Annotated in this window: 17 protein-coding genes; 9 read left to right on the top strand and 8 right to left on the bottom strand. The window is 43.0% G+C overall.

Features of this window, described 5'->3' with window-relative positions:
• Positions 1-58 precede the first annotated feature (58 nt).
• From JCM16456_RS01000 to JCM16456_RS00965, 8 genes are all read left to right on the top strand, one after another.
• Positions 59-985 carry a D-2-hydroxyacid dehydrogenase gene (locus JCM16456_RS01000; protein ID WP_068711614.1) on the top strand — a complete coding sequence of 309 codons (927 nt, stop codon included), beginning with the start codon at positions 59-61 and terminating at the stop codon, positions 983-985.
• Entirely contained in the window at positions 985-1,572 is a 588-nt protein-coding gene (locus JCM16456_RS00995) for a uracil-DNA glycosylase family protein (RefSeq protein ID WP_068711612.1), read from the top strand. Before JCM16456_RS01000 ends, JCM16456_RS00995 begins: the two co-directional genes overlap by 1 nt.
• A gap of 239 nt (positions 1,573-1,811) precedes the next feature.
• Complete coding sequence (locus JCM16456_RS00990; RefSeq protein ID WP_068711610.1) at positions 1,812-2,792, top strand: LPP20 family lipoprotein; 981 nt, start codon at positions 1,812-1,814, stop codon at positions 2,790-2,792.
• 74 nt (positions 2,793-2,866) lie between these two features.
• A complete protein-coding gene (locus JCM16456_RS00985) occupies positions 2,867-3,856 on the top strand; it encodes a hypothetical protein (RefSeq protein ID WP_068711608.1) in 990 nt (329 codons plus the stop codon).
• A 12-nt stretch (positions 3,857-3,868) separates the two neighbouring features.
• Positions 3,869-4,474, top strand: a complete 606-nt coding sequence (locus JCM16456_RS00980) for an LPP20 family lipoprotein (RefSeq protein WP_068711606.1) — start codon at positions 3,869-3,871, stop codon at positions 4,472-4,474.
• A gap of 164 nt (positions 4,475-4,638) precedes the next feature.
• Positions 4,639-6,174, top strand: a complete 1,536-nt coding sequence (locus tag JCM16456_RS00975; protein ID WP_068715828.1) for a transglycosylase SLT domain-containing protein — start codon at positions 4,639-4,641, stop codon at positions 6,172-6,174.
• 57 nt (positions 6,175-6,231) lie between these two features.
• The gene (locus tag JCM16456_RS00970) at positions 6,232-6,414 is read left to right on the top strand and encodes a hypothetical protein (RefSeq protein ID WP_068711604.1); all 183 of its coding nucleotides are present in this window, start codon (positions 6,232-6,234) and stop codon (positions 6,412-6,414) included.
• Positions 6,414-7,193, top strand: a complete 780-nt coding sequence (locus JCM16456_RS00965; RefSeq protein ID WP_068711603.1) for an ETEC_3214 domain-containing protein — start codon at positions 6,414-6,416, stop codon at positions 7,191-7,193. Before JCM16456_RS00970 ends, JCM16456_RS00965 begins: the two co-directional genes overlap by 1 nt.
• Positions 7,194-8,204: 1,011 nt before the next feature.
• On the opposite strand, the gene JCM16456_RS00960 is transcribed toward JCM16456_RS00965, so the two are convergent.
• Genes JCM16456_RS00960 through JCM16456_RS00950 form a run of 3 tightly spaced genes read right to left on the bottom strand, consistent with a single transcriptional unit; the run spans position 8,205 to position 11,361 of the window.
• Positions 8,205-10,277 carry an FUSC family protein gene (locus JCM16456_RS00960; protein WP_068711601.1) on the bottom strand — a complete coding sequence of 691 codons (2,073 nt, stop codon included), beginning with the start codon at positions 10,275-10,277 and terminating at the stop codon, positions 8,205-8,207.
• Positions 10,274-11,152 (bottom strand): efflux RND transporter periplasmic adaptor subunit, encoded by an 879-nt coding sequence (locus tag JCM16456_RS00955; protein WP_068711599.1) that lies wholly within the window; start codon positions 11,150-11,152, stop codon positions 10,274-10,276. The genes JCM16456_RS00960 and JCM16456_RS00955 overlap by 4 nt, the downstream gene beginning before the upstream one ends.
• Before the next feature lie 8 nt (positions 11,153-11,160).
• Positions 11,161-11,361 carry a DUF1656 domain-containing protein gene (locus JCM16456_RS00950; protein ID WP_068711597.1) on the bottom strand — a complete coding sequence of 67 codons (201 nt, stop codon included), beginning with the start codon at positions 11,359-11,361 and terminating at the stop codon, positions 11,161-11,163.
• A gap of 734 nt (positions 11,362-12,095) precedes the next feature.
• On the opposite strand from JCM16456_RS00950, the gene JCM16456_RS00945 reads away from it, so the two are divergent.
• Complete coding sequence (locus JCM16456_RS00945) at positions 12,096-13,115, top strand: acyltransferase family protein (protein ID WP_068711595.1); 1,020 nt, start codon at positions 12,096-12,098, stop codon at positions 13,113-13,115.
• A 553-nt stretch (positions 13,116-13,668) separates the two neighbouring features.
• On the opposite strand, the gene JCM16456_RS00940 is transcribed toward JCM16456_RS00945, so the two are convergent.
• The 5 genes from JCM16456_RS00940 to wbaP form a co-directional block, all read right to left on the bottom strand.
• Complete coding sequence (locus JCM16456_RS00940) at positions 13,669-14,022, bottom strand: endonuclease domain-containing protein (protein ID WP_068711593.1); 354 nt, start codon at positions 14,020-14,022, stop codon at positions 13,669-13,671.
• Positions 14,023-14,035: 13 nt separating this feature from the next.
• Entirely contained in the window at positions 14,036-15,397 is a 1,362-nt protein-coding gene (locus JCM16456_RS00935; RefSeq protein WP_068711591.1) for an MBL fold metallo-hydrolase RNA specificity domain-containing protein, read from the bottom strand.
• Positions 15,398-15,416: 19 nt separating this feature from the next.
• A complete protein-coding gene (locus tag JCM16456_RS00930) occupies positions 15,417-16,388 on the bottom strand; it encodes an alpha/beta hydrolase (RefSeq protein WP_068711589.1) in 972 nt (323 codons plus the stop codon).
• A 252-nt stretch (positions 16,389-16,640) separates the two neighbouring features.
• Entirely contained in the window at positions 16,641-17,528 is an 888-nt protein-coding gene (gene galU / locus JCM16456_RS00925) for a UTP--glucose-1-phosphate uridylyltransferase GalU (protein ID WP_068711587.1), read from the bottom strand.
• Between the two features lie 76 nt (positions 17,529-17,604).
• Entirely contained in the window at positions 17,605-19,089 is a 1,485-nt protein-coding gene (gene wbaP / locus JCM16456_RS00920) for an undecaprenyl-phosphate galactose phosphotransferase WbaP (RefSeq protein ID WP_068711585.1), read from the bottom strand.
• Positions 19,090-19,411: the final 322 nt, after the last annotated feature.

Genomic DNA, 19,411 nt, shown 5'->3' with positions numbered 1-19,411 from the left:
TTGCAGAAAAAGACAGCGGAAGTGTACTGGATAACCAGCAGGGAAAAAAGGCACGCTAATGAACAATTTTCAACATCAACTCTATATTTTGACTGAGCACGATGATTTATACCGCCAATCGATAGAGCGCCTGCAACTCGATAATTTGCAAATAACCGAAGATAAAGCGCAAGCCACCATCCTACTCGCAGCCCCACCTATGGCTGCACCTTGCATTGATGAATTTCCTAAACTTGAGTGGTTACAATCGGTTTATGCGGGCGTAGACGCACTGGTTATCGACCCCAAACGCACCGACTATGAGCTCACCAATATCAAAGGCATTTTCGGTCAATTAATTTCAGAATATGTGATCGGCTACATCATCAATCACTACCGCCACTTTCCACTGTACCGCCAACAGCAAGAAGCGGCGCAATGGACACCACATTTATACGAATCCATTATTGGCAAAGAAATGGTGATTTTAGGCACAGGATCAATTGGTGGATATTTAAGTCGAGTCGCAGCCAGCATGGGACTAAAGATTATTGGCGTGAACAGTACAGGCATTCCACCTAAAGAGGGACAATTTAGTCAAATCTATCATCGCAGCGAAATCGCCAGCGCATTAACTAATGCTGATATTGTAGTAAACACCCTCCCTAATACCGACGAGACTCAAGGCCTACTCAATATCGAGACCTTATCACATTGCCAAAATGCCATTCTTTTTAATGTCGGAAGAGGTAAGACGCTCGTTGAGCCAGACTTAATTGATGCGATTGCCCAAGGCCATATTCAGCACGCCTATTTAGATGTGTTTGATAAAGAACCTCTCGATCCAGAACATCCATTTTGGCACCACCATGCCATCACCGTAACACCACACATTGCCGCGCTCAGCTTCCCAAGCCAAGTCGTGGAACAATTTGTACACAATTACACGTTATGGAACGACGGTTTCCAGCTCAGTAACGCCATCGACTTTGATAAAGGTTACTAATGCTGGTGCAACTACTCAATGAAGTTCGTCAATGTCGAGCATGTGAACCTCACCTCCCCCTGGGAGCCAACCCTGTAATTCGGGCACAATCAAGTGCTCGTATACTCATCATCGGTCAAGCACCAGGGACACGCGTACACGCCACATCCATTCCATGGAATGATCCAAGTGGTGACCGCTTACGAGTGTGGATGGGAGTGAACAAAGAAACGTTTTATGATGAAAGCCAAATCGCGATCATGCCCATGGGTTTTTGTTATCCAGGAAAAGCGAAAAGCGGCGACAAACCACCCCGCAAAGAATGTGCACCAATGTGGCACGAAAAAATCTTAAATTATCTTCCAAATATAGAGATAACACTATTAGTGGGCAATTATGCCCAAAACTATTATTTACCCAACAAACCCGCGACACTGACCGAAACAGTAAAACAGTGGCAACGCTGGGCACCACACTATATTCCCCTACCTCACCCATCACCACGAAATAATATTTGGCTAAAACGTAACGAGTGGTTTGACAAAGAATTGACGCCATATATTCGTCGACACATTTCCAAGCAAATAACAACCGTAAAATCCAAATAAATTAGGGTTAGTTCCACTTTTCGGACACTGATTATCTGATCAAGTTCATATTTTTAGATATGGATCTAAAATTTAGATTTAATTTAGCTACATTGATAGATAGCATTCACCAGTAAATAAATGTAAATAGCTGGTGGTTTTACCATCAACCTATGCACTGTTCGCACAAGGATAAGCTCAAATCATAAGGGCGTTCGAACAGATAATTCATCGTTTGGCTTAAGTGTTGTCTATTCATTATGAAAAAAATCAGAAAGTTACTTGCTCCTTCTTTTTTGGCGCTAGTGCTTAGTGCGTGTCAATCTACGACTCCACCAAGTTGGTATACCACACCACAAGAAACCAATAGCGATTACATTCAAGCGGTAGGACAAGGACGTACTCTTAATTCAGCTAAACAATCAGCATTAAGCCAAATCAATTCCGAACTTTGGACTCAAGTTAATTCGTCGTTCTCTATGCGGGAAGTGGCAAAAAACTTTAATGACAAATCCAACAATTATTCAGTTGTTGATAATAACGTTAATAGCAAAACAGCTAACGTCACCTTTACTGGTATTGAATATACTAAAAACGACAAAAATGACATCGCCTACTTCGTTCAAGCCAGAATAAAAAAACAGACGGTTATCCAACAGCTCAAAACAGATATTCGCAACACCAATGAACAGGCAAAAATACAACTTGATGCGTTAACACACCAAGACCCGCTTATATGGTGGATGGAAAACAAAAACGCCAATGAATATCGTGATAGCGTGATTGTTCGTATGGCGATGTTATCTGCTTTAACTTCAGGGCAAGCACTCCCATCAGCACCCTCAGTCAAAACCCTGCTCGAGAAAAAATCGACCATGCAATCACGTATGTTGATTCGCATTGTGCGCTCATATCACGACAAAAAAAGTGCAGAATTCCTTGCTCGCGCCCTAAACGAACAAGGTATTGCGACCACAATGGGCGCAAATAGCAGAGCTACTCACACCTTAAAAATGACTTCAGAGTTTCGGCGTGCCTTTATGGCATCATCGTATATCTCTACCAAGGTAACCACTCTGAGTCTGACCAATAATCAAAATCGCCATGTCATTGCTACTCAAGAAATCATCTCTACGGGTAACTCAATGTCTGGCTACGATTTAGCCAACGAAGGCTCCGAACGCAATTTCTCAGACATTATCAATGAGAAAGGCATTTGGTCAGCTTTAGGCCTTAAATAACAATAAATTCAAAAAATACATACAAACAACCCGGCACTAGGCGGGTAATAAATAACAATATGGAGTTGTCTATTATGTTCAAACAAACCGCAGTGGCATTGGGTGTGGTAACTTTACTTTCTGGTTGTGCTGTTAAAGGTGTTTGTACACCTGATACGAAAGTACCAATGGAAAAATCTGCAGTTCCTGCCAAAACAAGTACATCAAGCAAAGTTATCGTGCTCCCTGTTGAAGCAGACTTTAAAGATCCAGCGTTAAAACGTATTCAAGCAACAATGCTTAACGCACTTGAGGGTCAAGTGGTTGCCACGGGGACGACCCTAGTAGACCGCAAAATTGCCAACAAATTAAAATCTGAAATTAAACTCGCAGAACAAAGTGGTCGTTACAACAGCAAAGGCGTGCCAATTGCTGATTACGCAGTAATCACACAAATTAATTCTTCAGAGTTAGGTAAGCGTTTTGAAGAAGCTTCTTCATGGAAAGACAAAAAAGGGAAATGGCATAAAATTCCTGCGAAGTGTTACTTTGAAGCAGACGTTAAAGGGGTAATGAAAGTCTACTCACTACCAGATATGCAATTGGTTAAGCGTGTAGAGCTTAAAGGTGATGAAAACCGCTCTACTGAAACCCGCAATTCTAGCTGCCCAATCAACAATGCATCATATACAAGCATGGCAGTAGCCGCTGCTGAAGAAGCAGTAAAATACTCTAACGATCTTAAGGATATGCTAGCAGCAAGCGCCCCTGTACTGGAAATGCGTCAATGTGAGCAATTCGGCCCAATGGTTCGTATTGGTGTAGGTTCTAAACGTAACGTAGCACCAAAAACAGATGTGGTTTTCTCTAGCCGTTACAAAACTGATGCAGGTGTAGAAACCTTTGAAATCGGTAAAGGTTACGTTGTTGATAACCAAGCAGATGCAGTAAAACCAGACTATTCTTGGGTGGCAATCAAAGAAGATTTGGCTCTTAAAATCAAAGAAGGTGACTCTGCGAAACTTAAATTCTCTGCGTGCTCACTATTAGATTTAGAGTGTCAAGCTAAAGAGTTAACAAAATAATAGGTTGGTCATATGAAAAAGCTAATCGCACTGAGTGTTATCACACTTGCCCTAGCGGGTTGTAAAACAGTGAACACTGGGACCATTGAAGAAGCACAAAACTTTGCACAATGTACTTTCCCTGATTCACCGACAGTTGAAGCACCATCTTGGATTTGTGACGTCATGCCAAAAGACCTGGCTATCGGCGCAACAGGTTATGCGAAAAAAAGCGTAGCTGGTATGTCCGTCATGCGTAAAATCGCGATTAATGACGCACGTGTTAACTTGGCAGCTGAATTCCAAACAGACGTTAACAACATGTTCAAGCAAGCGATTGAAAGCACCACCAAAACCACCACGGCAACGGGTGCTGATGAAAATGTTGTTGAATCGTTTGAAAGTGCGACCAAAAACATCGTGACTCGCTCACTGACCAACAGCCGTTTAATCGTAAGCCAAGCAAGCCCAGCGGGTGGCCTATACGTATTAGTAGGTATGGACCAAAACGCTTACGACGCTAACGTAAACAAAGTTGTTGATGCCGCCAATAGCGACAGCAAGCTTTGGAAACAATTCAATGATGATAAAGCAGCAAAAGATCTACAAAACGCGCTAACTTCATTGAAAAAAATGTAATGAGCTGACATACCCACCTAGAGATATCACCTTGCTACCCCGTGATGACCTCTAGGTCGGGTATCAAAGAGACTGCGATTTCGTGGTCTCTTTCTCTTTGGACTCTCTCTGGCTGGGACAGCACTGTGAAAAATACAAAACTCTCTGCAATTACCCTTGCACTTATGACCGTGATGGTTAGCCCGACTTCATGGTCAACAACCGACCCTTTCGCTGAACTCGATACCGCAGTTGCACAATCACATCAAACTCATGAACAAAAGCTCGAAGAATTCTATAAGTATGTGAATAACTACTTAGACGAGTATGAACAGTGGCGTGATGACTACACGGCTCAGCTTGATGCAGAAAAAGCCAAACACATTGAAAAATGGGGCACTGGTGACGTATCTGACCAAACAACCTCGGTCGAATACAGCGACAATGATGCGGTAAAAAAAGTCATCGACTACGAAAATAATACCGCCACGATTTCTGTTTTAGTTCCTGCAGACACCTCAGAAGAAGAGGCTCAAAAACAGTTGGGTAACCTTTCTGTTGACTTAGATGGTGATAAGCTTGCCATGACCGACGGTCAAGTATCACAACAAGAAGTGGATTATTCCGCAGAACAAGAGAAAAAAGAGTACAACTTCATTGTTGAACAAACGGAAGCACAAATGAATGAGCTGGATAATCAAGCTGAACGTCTCATTCACTCTAATACCGGCATTCCAGATTCGTTCATCTATGAACGCGCGTATAAGAAAAAAATGGCACTAGTTGCGGATGCACAAGAACGAGTAAAAGCATTACGTACCTTGTACAAAGCTAAACGAGCTGAGCTAGGCATTCCTGAACCTGTTGTTGAACCAGAACCATCGCCAACAACAGAACCAACACAAACCGCTCAAACGCCAAAAGAGGTTCAACAACCTGAAGTAAAAGAAACTTCCGTTGCCAAAACGCCTACCGTAGAAACTAACGATAAGCCAGCAGCTGTAGAACCAATGACTGAGCAATCAGAACAAATTGCAAAAGTACCTCAACAGCCCGTTACTCCAGAGGCGACTGAGACGACAAAACCGAGTGTTACTGACACACCGGCCAAGCCGACATCGAAAGCTGCAACACCTAAGCCAATGAAAGTGGTTAGCTACACAATCAAGCTACCAGAAGGTGCCCTGAAAAAACGCGCAGAGCAATATCGTCCAATGGCCGACTCTGAGAGCAAAGAGTTCGATATCAACCCGGCGCTAGTGATGGCGATCATGCACAGTGAGTCTTCATTCCGCCCTGACGCGAAATCTCACGTGCCAGCTTACGGTCTTATGCAAGTAGTACCAAGCAGCGCTGGTTATGATGTCAACCGCACCATCCGTAACATTGATGCACCGATGAAAGCAGATGAGTTGTATCAGCCACCAGTAAACGTCGAAACAGGTACTGCTTATTTGCATATTTTGAATGATAAATACCTAAGCGCAATTAAAGACGAAAAGAGCCGTACATTCTGTACCATCGCAGCTTACAACACAGGTGCAGGTAACGTAGCACGTGCGTTTAACCAAGATCATTCCACTAATATTCGCAAAGCTGCTGGCATTATTAACTCAATGACACCAGATGAGGTTTATCAACATCTAATTGAAAACCTCCCTTATGACGAAACTAAAAACTACCTGAAAAAAGTCAGCTCACGCATGGCTCTTTACCAGTAATCACCTCCCACCAGCAGAGGTCACAAGGCCTCTGCTTTAACAAACAGGAAGCACGTTATGTTTAAATATATCGCTCTGATTCTTATCGTTATTGGTATCTATATTGGCGTGCAATACAAAGATGAGATCACCGGTGTGGTCGGTAATGACCGAATGGAATCTATCCAAGAGCAGGTTAATGACACCATCGAAAACGGCAAAGAAGCACTATCAGATACAATTGATGAGATCAAAAAATAATGACTACGGAAAATAATCCACCAAAAGAAAAAAGAGAAGTTGAAGTTGGCGGAGTAAAATTTAACGTCGGACAAAGGGTAGCAGCCATCATTACCCTATGTTCATTAGTTATCATCGCTCTCGGTAATTTTAATGATTCATCCGATGCCGTCGAAAAACTCTATGATTTTGGATTGTCACAATTCACAACCATACCGTCACAAGAAAAACTGAATAAAATTTATATTCGCGCATCAGATAGCATCTTAGAGGAAACATTTGGTGCTCCGGTCTACATCAAACATTCGTACAGTGGTGATGTCATCAAATACTACCGCGATGATAAGTTCATTCTATCTGCTGTCACTAAAAATGATGCCCTAATGGCCTACCTCGTGTTCCCTTCAGAAGGGTTTATTCCTAATACCGCCCAACACGCAGGTGGCTCAGACCTATTAAACACAACGTTTAGCCAACAAGAAAGTGTACAAGACTTCCGTTCAACCATGTCACGCATGGTCACGTACTATTTGGAAGAAAACGCCACTGGCGAATTTAGCAATCTATACTCTTCTGTTGCAGGTTACACCGAGTTTGATACCGCGCTAGATGAAACCCATCGCACTCTACTTAATCGCCTATCAGATGACCAAACCTTTGGTCGCGACAGCCAAAAAGATTTAGAAGCCGTGCGCGCAGGCTTTAAGCCAAACTTCTTTGGCTACAGCGCTTTACAGGGTATTGGTCCTTTGGAAGACGCGATTCTCACTAAATCCGAATATCGTTTAATTACCCAATAGAATATTACATAGTGAACGCAGCCTTCGGGCTGCTTTTTTTGTATTTAAAACAGCCCCAGACGCTTAAATAGCTTCAGGAACATAGCAACCCAAAAGCTCTAAAACCTGCACATAAATATCATGGCAAGCACCAAAATCGCAGCGTGCTCGATCCGGTCCTCCCCCCTTGGTTTTAAGGGGGGAGTTAGAGGGGGGATCATGCGCAGGAGTTAAAGATTATCCTCATAACACACTGAATTAAATAACAATTAACAATAATACTTTTACTTATAAGTATTTTATTTGGCTTTTACTAAATACAATTCAAAAAACTATAAAATACCACAAACACATCGACTTCAGCGCGCGCTAACTCCCTCCCCAGCCCTCCCTCTAAAGAAGGAGGGGGCCAGATCGCGTTCGCTGCGGAAAATGCGCTCGAGCCGTGGGTTCTGTGGTGTTTTGGATACGGGAAATACCCAAATCACAGCAAACTCGATCTGGTCCTCGGGCGTACGGTGAGCACCAAAATCACAGCGTGCTCGATCTGGTTCTCGGGCATGCGGTAAGCACCAAAATCACAACGAACTCGATCTGGTCCTCGGCATGCGGTGAGCACCAAAACCACAGCGAACTCGATCCTGTCCTCGGGCATGCGGTAAGCACCAAAATCGCAGCGTACTCGATCTGGTCCTCCCCCCTTGGTTTTAAGGGGGGAGTTAGAGGGGGGATCATGCGCAGGAGTTAAATATAATCTTCATAACACACTGAATTAAATAAAAATTAGCTGTAATAGCTTTTCTTACAAGCGCTTTATTTGGCTTTTACTAAATACAATTCAAAAAACTATAAAATATCACAAATACAGTAACTTCAGCGCGCGCTGGCTCCCTCCCCAGCCCTCCCTCTAAAGAAGGAGGGGGCCAGATCGCGTTCGCGGCGGCTAATTGCGCTCGAACCGTAAGTTCTGTGGTGTTTTTGTATGTAGTAAATACAAAACCACAGCTCACTCGATCTATGTGATTAGTGAAGCTAAGCCGTTTGAGCTTTTGCTAGGGCACGATTTTCAGCAATCGTGGCTGAGGTGCGTTCAAAGGTGAGGGACATTCTTTCAAAACTACCGCGAATCAATTCATACTTATCAGTCGGAATCTGATCCTTAGGTAACTGACTTAGTAAGTGATGGCAGGCATCAGTATAAGAAGAAGTACCTTGGCCACGATAGCAATGCATAAAAGCATCGGCCAATGCGACTTGCCAGCGGTCAAGCTCATCGTCTAACGCTGAACCGCAACTGCTTTGAATGACCTTACGTAAACGCAACGAAACATGCCCTAGGTTTAGTGCGGTCAATGCCAAGTCGGTGAGATCGCGATGTTGACTCATCCCTTTCTCGTAAGTCGAGATACGCAACAAACGGTCACCCATACGCGCATTAAACCAGCTCTCTCCCGCCTTTTTATGAGGAACATCAATCAAGTCGCGGTAAGTGTTGCGAATCAAACTTCCCATCATCAATGACAAGCTTGGACCGGTAATTAACTTAAACAGCCAATACAGCAAAGTGACCCCCACAAAGATCGCCATTGCATTACTCACAGTGGAATCAATGGCAAACGCTCGGCTCATATTGCTACTAGGCATTACAAAGATAGTGAAAGGAATACTGATCCCCAGCCCATAAGGCAAAGTTGGCCTGTTCGCTAAAGCAAGTAAACCGACAAAATAAGGTAAAGCCAGCACCAGTACCAACAACTCAAAGTCACCACTACTTTGTGCCAAAAGCGGCACTACGATAAAGATAGTGACAGGTAAAACCAACACAACGCCGACCAAAATTCGCCTTAACACTATGGTCAAAATCATCATCGGCAAACGGGCCATCATAATGGAAAAGACCACGGGCAAAATCATCATCATCAATACCGCCGTCGCCCCAGTGCCAATCCACAACCCCGCTCCGACCAAAAACATCACCATACTGCGCAAACCCGTTGTTAACCCCACCAAAAAGTCACGGTGAGACACAATTCGCGGAGCATTAAGCAACACCGATTGATCCTCTAATAGCGCATTGTACCCTTTCAATACCATGATCAATTCCGCACTGAGTTCGAGGGCAATTTTATGCATTCGCGCCTCAAACGCCGTCTCTTTTACGGTGTTATTGACCGCATAAATTTGCTTACGGCGCAACTTTTGCGCCATCTCATAGCACTCGCGATAATCTTGGGACTGCTCCATAGCATCAAAGGTATCACGCATTTCATTGAGCAAATTCTGCAAATTCTCAGACACCAACTCAGTGTGTTTACGTTGTAAACGCCCAAAAATCTGGATGAGTGCTAACAAGGAGAGTGTTTTGTTGGTCAACAAGTTAGATGCTCGACTTTGCCCTGGGCCATTAGGGCCTTCATAGGCAACCGCACTAGAATCGTCACTCAATGCAGTAAGCGATTCCAAAATACTATCGATCGATTTGTGCCGTTCTTCGTGCGAGCCATCAGGATTAAGCTCAAGAGTAAAATAGTGGAGAGACTGATTGATAACACTTCGCGCGTGCATTTTTAGTCCGTCGCGTACCCGAACAGGCCAGATCAACGTACTAATCAGTGCCGCACAAATCACCCCAACAATAATCTCACTGACACGAGCTTGAGCAACCTGAAAGATAGTTTGGCTACTTGCCGTTGCCGGTTGGATCATCACCAACAGAACAATCAAACAAGCGGTCATACCTGCCATAGCAAAAGCATAAATAAGGTTAACTTGACGCACCAACGCAGAAAGCGCAGCGTTCACCCCAAGCCACAATGCGAGAAGACCAATCGCAATTTCTGGATATGGAGCAAAAAACTCCAACACAAAAATCGCAAATAACCCACCTGCAATAGTCCCAATAATTTGGCACAACCCTTTTTCAATCACTAGGCCACTTTCAGGGCGAATCTGTAAGAATATCGCCCCTATAAGCGCCCAATAAGGACGGTCTAAATTGAAAAACATCGCAATATAAAGAGAGACGGCCATCGCCAATACTCCCTTCAATGCAAATTTCACCGCCTGATTGGAAGGAAAGAAAATGCTGTTAAACAGAAGCTTCATAGCGCTGGCACTGCGTCATCTTGCAGATAAATCGACACCGTCATCCCTGCACTTAAATGAACATCCTCTGGAATGTCATCCAAACGAATATCCACAGGAATACGCTGTGCTAAGCGAACCCAGTTAAAGGTTTGCTGAACTTGAGGCAACAATTGAGTGTTGCCATTGGTATTAGAATCAGCGATGGCTTTACCAATACTCGTTACCGTCCCCATCAATGGTTTGCCGCCACTCATCAAGGTAATCGTTGCTTTTTGTCCCTCATGAATGAGCGGTAACTTTGTTTCTTCAAAATAACCAGTAACGTATAACGAATCTTTTTTCACTAGCGATAAAACCGACTTACCTTGGCTGACATAATTGCCTTCACGCAACGTTAAGTTAATCATGCTGCCATCAGCAGGTGCTTTAATTACCGAACGATCAAGGTTTATTTTTGCTGTATTCAATTTAGCGAGGCTTAAATCTAACGCAGCTTCCGCAAGCTTAGTTTGAATACGAGCACTTTCCGCCGTTTCATCACTAACTAGCTTACCGTTTTTACTCAGAGCCTTACGGCGTTCATACTGATGTTTAGCTAATTCAAGTGAATACTGATTACTTTCAACTTGCGCCTCTAATTCGGCAATCGATGCTTTGTAACGCGTATCATCCACCGTAAACAGTACATCGCCTTTTTTCACGTCTTGGTTATCGCTAACATTAAGATGAGTGACCCACCCAGAAACGTCTGGGGCAATAGTGATGACATCAGCACGGACGCGCCCATCGCGAGTCCAAGGAGAATATAGATAATGTTGCCAGACCCAATGTCCAGCGAGAAAAGCAATCACCACAACCACTAAGGTTAGAGAGATTCGAACTGTTTTTGCCATAATGATGATTAGCTCCCGAGTAAATATACGACTAAAGCGAGATAACAAACATACAGCCCGACTTCGAACCAAGCTGCTCGCCAAATTTTGGCGTAAAGCCCTGTTTTGTACAAAATAACCCGCGTTATCCAAGAAAGAACAAAGGCCAACGGTGCAAATAAGACGAGTGGACTAAAAAGTAAGCCCCCTAATGCAACTTCTTCAAACATATTGGACATAATCCTGCATTGTTGATCCCTTCAAAGCATCCATCATTCTTGCTTTACGCCAACGAAGGTGGATGAAATATTGTTGATTGATAATGGACGACAGCCGCTGGTTTATACGTTCCACACTCAGCAACACACTTCGACTTCAAAGAGACGACTCCAAAGAAAGGAGACGAAGGAAGACGACATACGGTTGAGTACTGTGGATTTCTGTCTTGAGGAATCACTTCCTTCATCGCTTGGCAACAGCCTATTGACTATTTTTTGGTCATCAAGCATCAGGAGTATAAGACAGGATAGAGAACCCCGCTCAATAACTTTGTCAAAGTAAAACATAAGTTCGAGCAGATTAGATGTATATCCGTTGAGCTGTTTTTATTCCTATTTATAGAATGTCATTTTTAGCCCTAAATGTGACACACTTCAAGAAATTATTCGGATACAAACTATTTCTTATTAGGAACTAATTACCCAAGAACAGCCGATACCATTCTAGTTTTTATTGGTAATAATGGTGGTAATGTTCGTTCATTTAACCAGCTATCGATCGCCATATCTTAGCCAGCAAACGTCACATTCATTCCAAACAAATCTGAGGGTTACACAACCTGATGTCGATTTTGAGATCTGATCCCCATAGATAAATTGTTAACAAAAAAATCACCCTAATTCGATGTCCTAAAAATCTTGAGTGATAGCCTTACCAGGCTTCTTCATATTGATAAGGTTAAAAAATGAGAGACAAAAGAATTGATCTGTTAAGGTTCATTGGCCTGTCCATGATTATTTTGGCTCATGTCACTCCTCCTGATGTCATCATGCAAATTCGCAACTTCGACGTGCCGCTTATGGTCATCATCTCTGGCATTTCATTTGCGATTAGTTTCAAAAACAGTGAAAAATTCACCATCTATGTTTGGAAAAGATTTAAGCGGTTAGTGCTGCCTGTATGGGCATTTCTGTCGATGTTCTTTTTACTGATGACCTATGTATTCCCCGGCACATTAACCCTTAATTTGGAAACCATAGTTAAATCCTATTTGCTATACGATGGCATCGGCTACGTGTGGATCATTCGTGTCTTCATCCTCGTTGCTTTGGTATCACCACTTTTGTACTGGTGGAATCAAAAGGAAAGGAGCAACGTTCGATTTCTTCTTACCCTAGCAATACTTGCTATCGCTTATGAATTATTCCGTTACTATTCGTTACCTTACATACAAGGCGATAAGTTACGTTTACTCTCTCTAGTCAGTCACTATGTACTGGCCTACTCTTTAATTTTTGCGTTCGGCCTACGTATCTATCAATTAAAGAAAACGGAGCTGATAGGGACTCTGGTCATCGCGGCAGCAACGTTTATTCTCACTCGCTGGTATCTGTTCAGTTTTACTGATAGCTCAATATCGACCCAAGATTACAAATACCCGCCCTCTTTTTACTATTTCTCTTACTCCATTATCGCATTCATCATCTTATGGTCGATTAGCGACAAAATCGTTGCTGCACTTGAAGCGGTGAAGATATCTAACGCTGTCTTCTTTATCGCCCAAAACTCAATCTGGGTTTATCTATGGCACATCGTGTTTATCACGCTACTACCAGATAATGGGTATCTGGAGAAATATCTAATTACCTACATATCTGCTGGCATCATTACCTACATCCAAACAAGCATGGTGAGATTAATCGTCAATCATGACTCACTCCCGAACGGACTGAAAAAGAATGTCCGCATCGTGTTTACGGGGTAAAAAATACAGTAACTTCGGCGCGCGCTAGCTCCCTCCCCAGCCCTCCCTCTAAAGAAGGAGGGGGCCAGATCGAGATCGCTTTGGCCAATGCGCTTGAGCTGTGGATTCAGTGATGCTTGAAACTGTAACCACATCCGCTATCAGAATTGGCTTAATTTCAAGCAATTGCTACAAATCAATCCGGTTCTTGAACATGACGGCAATCACCAAAATCACAACGAACTCGATCCGGTCCTCCCCCCTTGGTTTTAAGGGGGGAGTTAGAGGGGGGATCATACGCAGGAGCCAAAGATTAAATCCATAAGACACTGAATTTAATACAAATAAATACAAAAAATTGAACTTACACTTGGTTTGTTTGATTTTTACTAAATATAAAATAAAAAACTAAAAACAACGCGAATGCAGTAGCTTCGGCGCGTGCTAGCTCCCTCCCCATCCCTCCATCTAAAGAAGGAGGGGCTGATCGAGTTCGCGGCGGCTAATTGTGCTCGAACCGTGGGTTTCGTGGTGTTTTGGATACAGAAAATCTCCAGATCACGGCAAACTAGATCTATTCGGGTTGAATATTCAAAGCTTGTTGGATCATAAATAGGACACCTTCGATGTTCTCCATTACCTCGAGATTGGTGAAGCGGAGAACCTGCATGCCTTGGTTGCGGATAAATTGATCTCGCTGATGATCGTAATTTATTGCCGCGTCGGAAAAATGGCTATCGCCATCCAGCTCGATAACCAGTTTTTGTTCTGAGCAATAAAAATCCACAATGTATCGGCCGATGCTATGCTGGCGTCGAAACTTAACGCCTAATTGCTTTCGCCGCAGACAATACCAAAGCTTAATTTCCGGTTCAGTCTGATGTTGACGTAACGCCTTTCGCAACTCGGTGCGATCACGAGAATTCAATGGCGACTACCTACTAACTTACTTGATAGCCTAACCGCCGTAGCTGTTGGGCAAATTCATCTTGCGTATGAGGTTCGCCGTGAATCAAGTGAATCTCTTTGGGTGCGGTAGGAATGCCTTCAATAAAACGCAGTAAATCCGCTTTATCGGCGTGGGCTGAATAACCCGACATCGCATGGATATGAGCATTCACGGGGACCAGTTCTCCATCAACCAACACATGCGACTCACCACGTAAAATAGCGTCGCCTAACGTGCCTTGCGCTTGGTAGCCAGCAAAAATCACATCCGTTCTTGGGTCGGGTAATAGATGGCGAAGATAATCAACAATACGGCCGCCTTCACACATGCCAGATGCCGCCACAACAATCGCCGGCTCTCCTGTTGATGCCAGACGATTCACCAACTTCTGATGACCACGAAAATCCGCAATCTTAATACACTGCTCAAAAGCGAGCGGATGACGATGCTGCGCCAAACGCTGTTTAGCCTCTTTACCCCACAACGCTTTAAAGCGACGGTACGACTCCGTCACTCGGCTGGCCATGGGTGAATCAAGAACAATGGGCAAATCACTAGCGATCTCTCGTTCGTGTATCAATCGCTCAATATCAAACAACAACTCCTGCGTTCTTCCCACGCTAAAAGCCGGAATCAAAATAACGCCGCCATCACTTAACGAACGATCAATAATCGCTTTCAAGCGATTCGCACGGTCTTCAACACTCTCATGGCATTTATCACCATACGTGGTTTCGATGTAGAGATAATCTGCGTGAGGGGGAGAGATAGGATCGGGCAACAGTGGCGTATTACTCGGCCCCAAATCACCAGAAAACACCACGATTTCTTCATTCGGTAACCGAAACTCCACAAAGGCCGAGCCTAAAATATGCCCTGCGGGGTTAAAGCGAATATCTACCGTCGGTTCAGCCGATTTCGTTAGCCAAGAAGCCGAATCCGCAAACCAATCAATGGTGTACCAATGGCCATATTCCATTGGAATCATCAGCGCCGTAATCGCATCAATCACCTTATGCGCCTGACTATGACTCATACCCAACTGCAACTTGAGTCCATCTTCCAGCATCAAAGGCACCAATTCAGCAGTTGCCGGAGTGCAATAAATTGGATGATTAAACCCAGCGGCCACTAACCAAGGTAAACGCCCTACATGGTCGATGTGCGAGTGAGTAAGTACTAACCCACAAATATCATCTAATGCGAAATCAATCGTAGGTTCTTGCGCCGTTTTATCGCTACCTTGAAACAAACCACAATCAATCAGAATACTGGTATCGCCCCAGCGCAGTTCGTGGCAGGAACCTGTCACCGTATGATGACCACCATGATGTTTGACAGTATGAGAAATCATAACCTAACCTCCAACCGAACTAAGCACTCACTAACGTGGGATCCCATGTTTCAGGTACACACCCGAACTGAATGGATTGCGCCATGTGAGAAATAATGGGGCTAATGTTGCCGTCGGCGTCATTAAGAAAATAGGAGTGGCCAGTCGGATAATCAAACCGATTATTGAAACTATCACAGTCGAAACTAAAAACCCGATTGCTCGGCAGCAAATGAGGATTAGCAGGGCCGGTCATCCCCAACCGACGGCTCAACATTCGGTGTCGCAAATTGGCAATTTTCGACGCTGGCATGGCGTAATCATCACTCGCATAATAGACCAAGGTGTTCTTACAGCTATCCAACACATGCCGACCGCGTTTCTTCGGCTCTAATACAGAATTTTCTACATCGGGCGCCACCATAAACACATTGCGAAACAGCAAAGGCACACCATCGTAACCATTCCCATCGACCCAATAATGAAGCGTATTGACTAACACTCGGTTACCCATCGAATGAGCCAATAAATTCATCCGCTTTAAGCAAGGCACCGTTTGTTGCGCAGGTGCGCGGCGCCACTGATCAAACTTATCCAACAATCGACTAAACGCAATTGCACTAAAATCTGCGGCTTTTTGATCGTCCCAATAATCATCCACAATCCTGACCACCGAATCATCGTCACACGGCCAAATCAAAGGAATCACCTTCACTAAATCGGGAGTATCGCGGTTAATTAAGTTCTCTAGCTGCTGGGCATTATGAAACACATGTGGCTCCATATTGTTGTTAAAGCCATGAATATAAAAGAGTAGCTGAGTATGGGCCGGTAAGGCTTTTAGCCGATCAAAAAACGGGGCTGAAAGGATTTCTGTATAGTCTTGTTCACCGCGTCGCTCACAAAAGTAGAGCCATTTCGACACATCGGTATTCTGATAATCAAACCGAATCGCGCGCCCCGCTTTGGAACGTGCCGATTGAACAGGTATGCGGTTGGTAATAAATAGCATCACGGCTCTCCTTTTGATTGTGAGAGGGCTATTACTCAATAACCAAGCGCTAGAGAACATCTTGCTGACGGCTGTTTGCGAGTGACCCAAATAAATCACTTACAAACAGTGCAAAAAGGAGGAGGGATTTCGACGAGGTTCAAAACAATGGCCAATGTTATGACCATCATCATCACTGCGAAGCGAGCAAAAGAAAAAGGAGCCGCAGCTCCTTTTTACTCTTATATCTTTACTCTTATACCAACGTCCAGATTAAGCCATTTCAACTTCTGGGGTAGCCACTTTAACTACCGCAGGCTCGGCCTTTTTAGGCGCCGCTTTATGATAAACATTTTCATAGCAGTAGTTCGTTGCTTCAATGTAGCCTTCAACACTACCGCAATCGAAACGCTTACCTTCAAATTTGTACGCGAGAACACAGCCTGTTTGCGCTTGTTTAAGTAGCGCGTCGGTGATCTGAATTTCGCCGCCTTTACCTGGTTCAGTTTGTTCAATTAAATCAAAGATATCTGGAGTCATAATGTAACGACCAATAATCGCCATATTACTTGGTGCAGTGCCTTGAGCTGGTTTCTCCACCATGTCATCAACACGGAAGATGTTGTCTTTGATCATCTCACCGGAGATCACACCATATTTGTGGGTCTCGGATTCAGGCACCTCTTGCACAGCAACGATCGTACAACGGAACTGATTGTACAGTTCAGTCATTTGCGCTAATACGCCTTTTTCCTCGTTAACGCAGAGGTCATCGGCTAACACCACCGCAAACGGGTTATCACCCACTAACGCTTTACCAGTAAGAATGGCATGACCTAAGCCTTTCATCTCGCGCTGACGAATATAAGTAAAACTCGCAGAATCCATCACATCACGAATATCCTCTAGCAAGGCTTCTTTTGCCGTGCCGTTGATCTGATGCTCTAGCTCATAGTTAGTATCGAAATGATCCATGATCGAGTGCTTACCGCGCCCCGTTACAATACACATATCTGTCATACCTGCGTGAATGGCTTCATCCACTCCGTACTCAATTAGAGGCTTATTCACAACCGGCATCATTTCTTTAGGCATCGATTTGGTAGCTGGAAGAAAACGTGTACCGTAACCCGCTGCTGGGAAGAGACATTTCTTAATCATAATAATTCCTAAATTTTTAATTTAAGGGAGGCCTGTTCAATATTAATAACTAACTAAAATTCCTTTTTCTGTTGAATTAATAAGCGCCATCTCCTCTAACAACAACACCGACTGTCTTAAATAAAATGACAATATCGTACCAAAGAGACCAGTTTTTTACGTACCAACTATCTAAATAAACACGAGTGGTATAATCCGTGTCACTACGGCCTGTTACTTGCCATAAACCTGACATACCCGGTTTAACTAAGTTGTAATACAAAACATCATCGCCATAGCGTTTCAATTCTTCATCAATAACTGGGCGAGGACCCACAAGGCTCATTTCACCTTTTAAAACATTCCAAAGCTGTGGTAATTCATCAAGACTAGTTTTACGTAAGAAATGACCAATTTTGGTTATACGCGGGTCATTTTTCAGTTTAAATTCTCGATCCCATTCAGCGCGCGCTTGAGGGTCATTTTCTAACAGTTCCTGCAATACTTCTTGAGAATTCATTACCATGGTACGGAATTTTAAACATTTAAAAGGCTTACCATTAAAACCTATTCTTTCATGGCCAAAAGTAGCGGAACCACCATCACGTTTTACCATCAAAGCAACAAAAAGGAAAAACGGCGATAATAGAGTAAGTAAAAGAGCGGAAGTTACAATATCAAAGCAACGTTTTAAAATTCGTGCCGACGTTTTAGATAAGTTATTTTTCACACTTAACATCATTAATTCAGAACTAAAAAAGTTCGAAACATCAGCGCCATATAACGGAATACCACGCATCGCAGGAATAACCGATATATTTGAAACATTCAAATATGCTAGCTTTCTTACCCAGTAATCTCGAGTCTTGTTATCTTCTTTTTCTAACGCGATAAACACTCGATAGTATTTATCTAAGTTACCAATAAATGCGGTCTCACTGATGTATGGCACATCCGTACTATTTTCTTGGTGAACATCCAACTGAGAAGACTCATAGGGGTTAACAAAAGCTTTAATGGTGTAACCCGTTGACATATCGCTACTAATCGCCTTGTACGCCTCAATGGCATTTTGCTGCTCACCAATAATCACACATGGTACGCTCCAAAGGCCTAGTTTGTTCAAAATAAGCTTTGCGCTATTGCGGCATAGCGGTAACAACACAAACAATACAGCCCAAGAAATAGCCCAAATTTCAACAGAATAATTGGAGACTAACAGCAAGTTCATTGCTAGAGATAAAATAGATAGGATAAATAGATTTTTAATCACATCCTTCAGCTCATCCCAGAATGGCTTTCGACGAGTATAATGAAGACGGTTAACACCAAACCAAAAAATTGACATAAAGGCGATAATGAAAAAGACAGTACCTTGCCAGTAGTTACTACCTAAAGAATAGCCATCACCTAATAAATAAAATCCGGACCACGAACCTTTGTCAGAAATAACATAAGCAATATTTTCAGAAACAATAAAGGCAAATAAATCAAAAAGGATTAATATCATAGAGTTAAAAACTGGAATCAACCTCGAATATTTAACTCCATAACCACCGCTCTCAACATTTACATGTTCCATAGCATAACCTATTAATTGTCACAAATTGCGTTTTGAGATCTTTATCTAGAAATAAATAAAGACATAATTACCCTTGCTCTCCCTAAAGGACGGAGGATAAGTGTTTAACAAATAAATTCCAAATAATGCGATCTTATTGAAAACACAATTTAGATTAAGATCTCTTATTGTTTAAATATCAATTTAATGTCAATTCTATCCAAGCGTTTAATCAGATTTGATCTTCACCCCATAATAAATGTTATTAAACCTGTATTTATCAAAGATTTAATTAATATCTTTTAAGTATAATAATAGGCATAAAAATGCGAGAGAAATATAT

The sequence above is a fragment of the Vibrio tritonius genome (assembly GCF_001547935.1).
In the GTDB taxonomy this organism is placed as follows: Bacteria; Pseudomonadota; Gammaproteobacteria; order Enterobacterales; family Vibrionaceae; genus Vibrio; species Vibrio tritonius.
This window is presented reverse-complemented; position numbering and strand designations above follow the sequence as displayed.

Bases quoted from the DNA above. Each gene is read 5' to 3' on its own strand.
- JCM16456_RS00935 (WP_068711591.1), bottom strand. From the start codon at position 15,397: ATGATTTCTCATACTGTCAAACATCATGGTGGTCATCATACGGTGACA.
- JCM16456_RS00970 (WP_068711604.1), top strand. From the start codon at position 6,232: ATGTTTAAATATATCGCTCTGATTCTTATCGTTATTGGTATCTATATT.
- JCM16456_RS00975 (WP_068715828.1), top strand. From the start codon at position 4,639: ATGACCGTGATGGTTAGCCCGACTTCATGGTCAACAACCGACCCTTTC.
- JCM16456_RS00990 (WP_068711610.1), top strand. From the start codon at position 1,812: ATGAAAAAAATCAGAAAGTTACTTGCTCCTTCTTTTTTGGCGCTAGTG.
- JCM16456_RS00955 (WP_068711599.1), bottom strand. From the start codon at position 11,152: ATGGCAAAAACAGTTCGAATCTCTCTAACCTTAGTGGTTGTGGTGATT.
- galU (WP_068711587.1), bottom strand. From the start codon at position 17,528: ATGATTAAGAAATGTCTCTTCCCAGCAGCGGGTTACGGTACACGTTTT.
- JCM16456_RS00985 (WP_068711608.1), top strand. From the start codon at position 2,867: ATGTTCAAACAAACCGCAGTGGCATTGGGTGTGGTAACTTTACTTTCT.
- wbaP (WP_068711585.1), bottom strand. From the start codon at position 19,089: ATGGAACATGTAAATGTTGAGAGCGGTGGTTATGGAGTTAAATATTCG.
- JCM16456_RS00950 (WP_068711597.1), bottom strand. From the start codon at position 11,361: ATGTTTGAAGAAGTTGCATTAGGGGGCTTACTTTTTAGTCCACTCGTC.
- JCM16456_RS00930 (WP_068711589.1), bottom strand. From the start codon at position 16,388: ATGCTATTTATTACCAACCGCATACCTGTTCAATCGGCACGTTCCAAA.
- JCM16456_RS00980 (WP_068711606.1), top strand. From the start codon at position 3,869: ATGAAAAAGCTAATCGCACTGAGTGTTATCACACTTGCCCTAGCGGGT.
- JCM16456_RS00965 (WP_068711603.1), top strand. From the start codon at position 6,414: ATGACTACGGAAAATAATCCACCAAAAGAAAAAAGAGAAGTTGAAGTT.
- JCM16456_RS00995 (WP_068711612.1), top strand. From the start codon at position 985: ATGCTGGTGCAACTACTCAATGAAGTTCGTCAATGTCGAGCATGTGAA.
- JCM16456_RS00945 (WP_068711595.1), top strand. From the start codon at position 12,096: ATGAGAGACAAAAGAATTGATCTGTTAAGGTTCATTGGCCTGTCCATG.
- JCM16456_RS00960 (WP_068711601.1), bottom strand. From the start codon at position 10,277: ATGAAGCTTCTGTTTAACAGCATTTTCTTTCCTTCCAATCAGGCGGTG.
- JCM16456_RS01000 (WP_068711614.1), top strand. From the start codon at position 59: ATGAACAATTTTCAACATCAACTCTATATTTTGACTGAGCACGATGAT.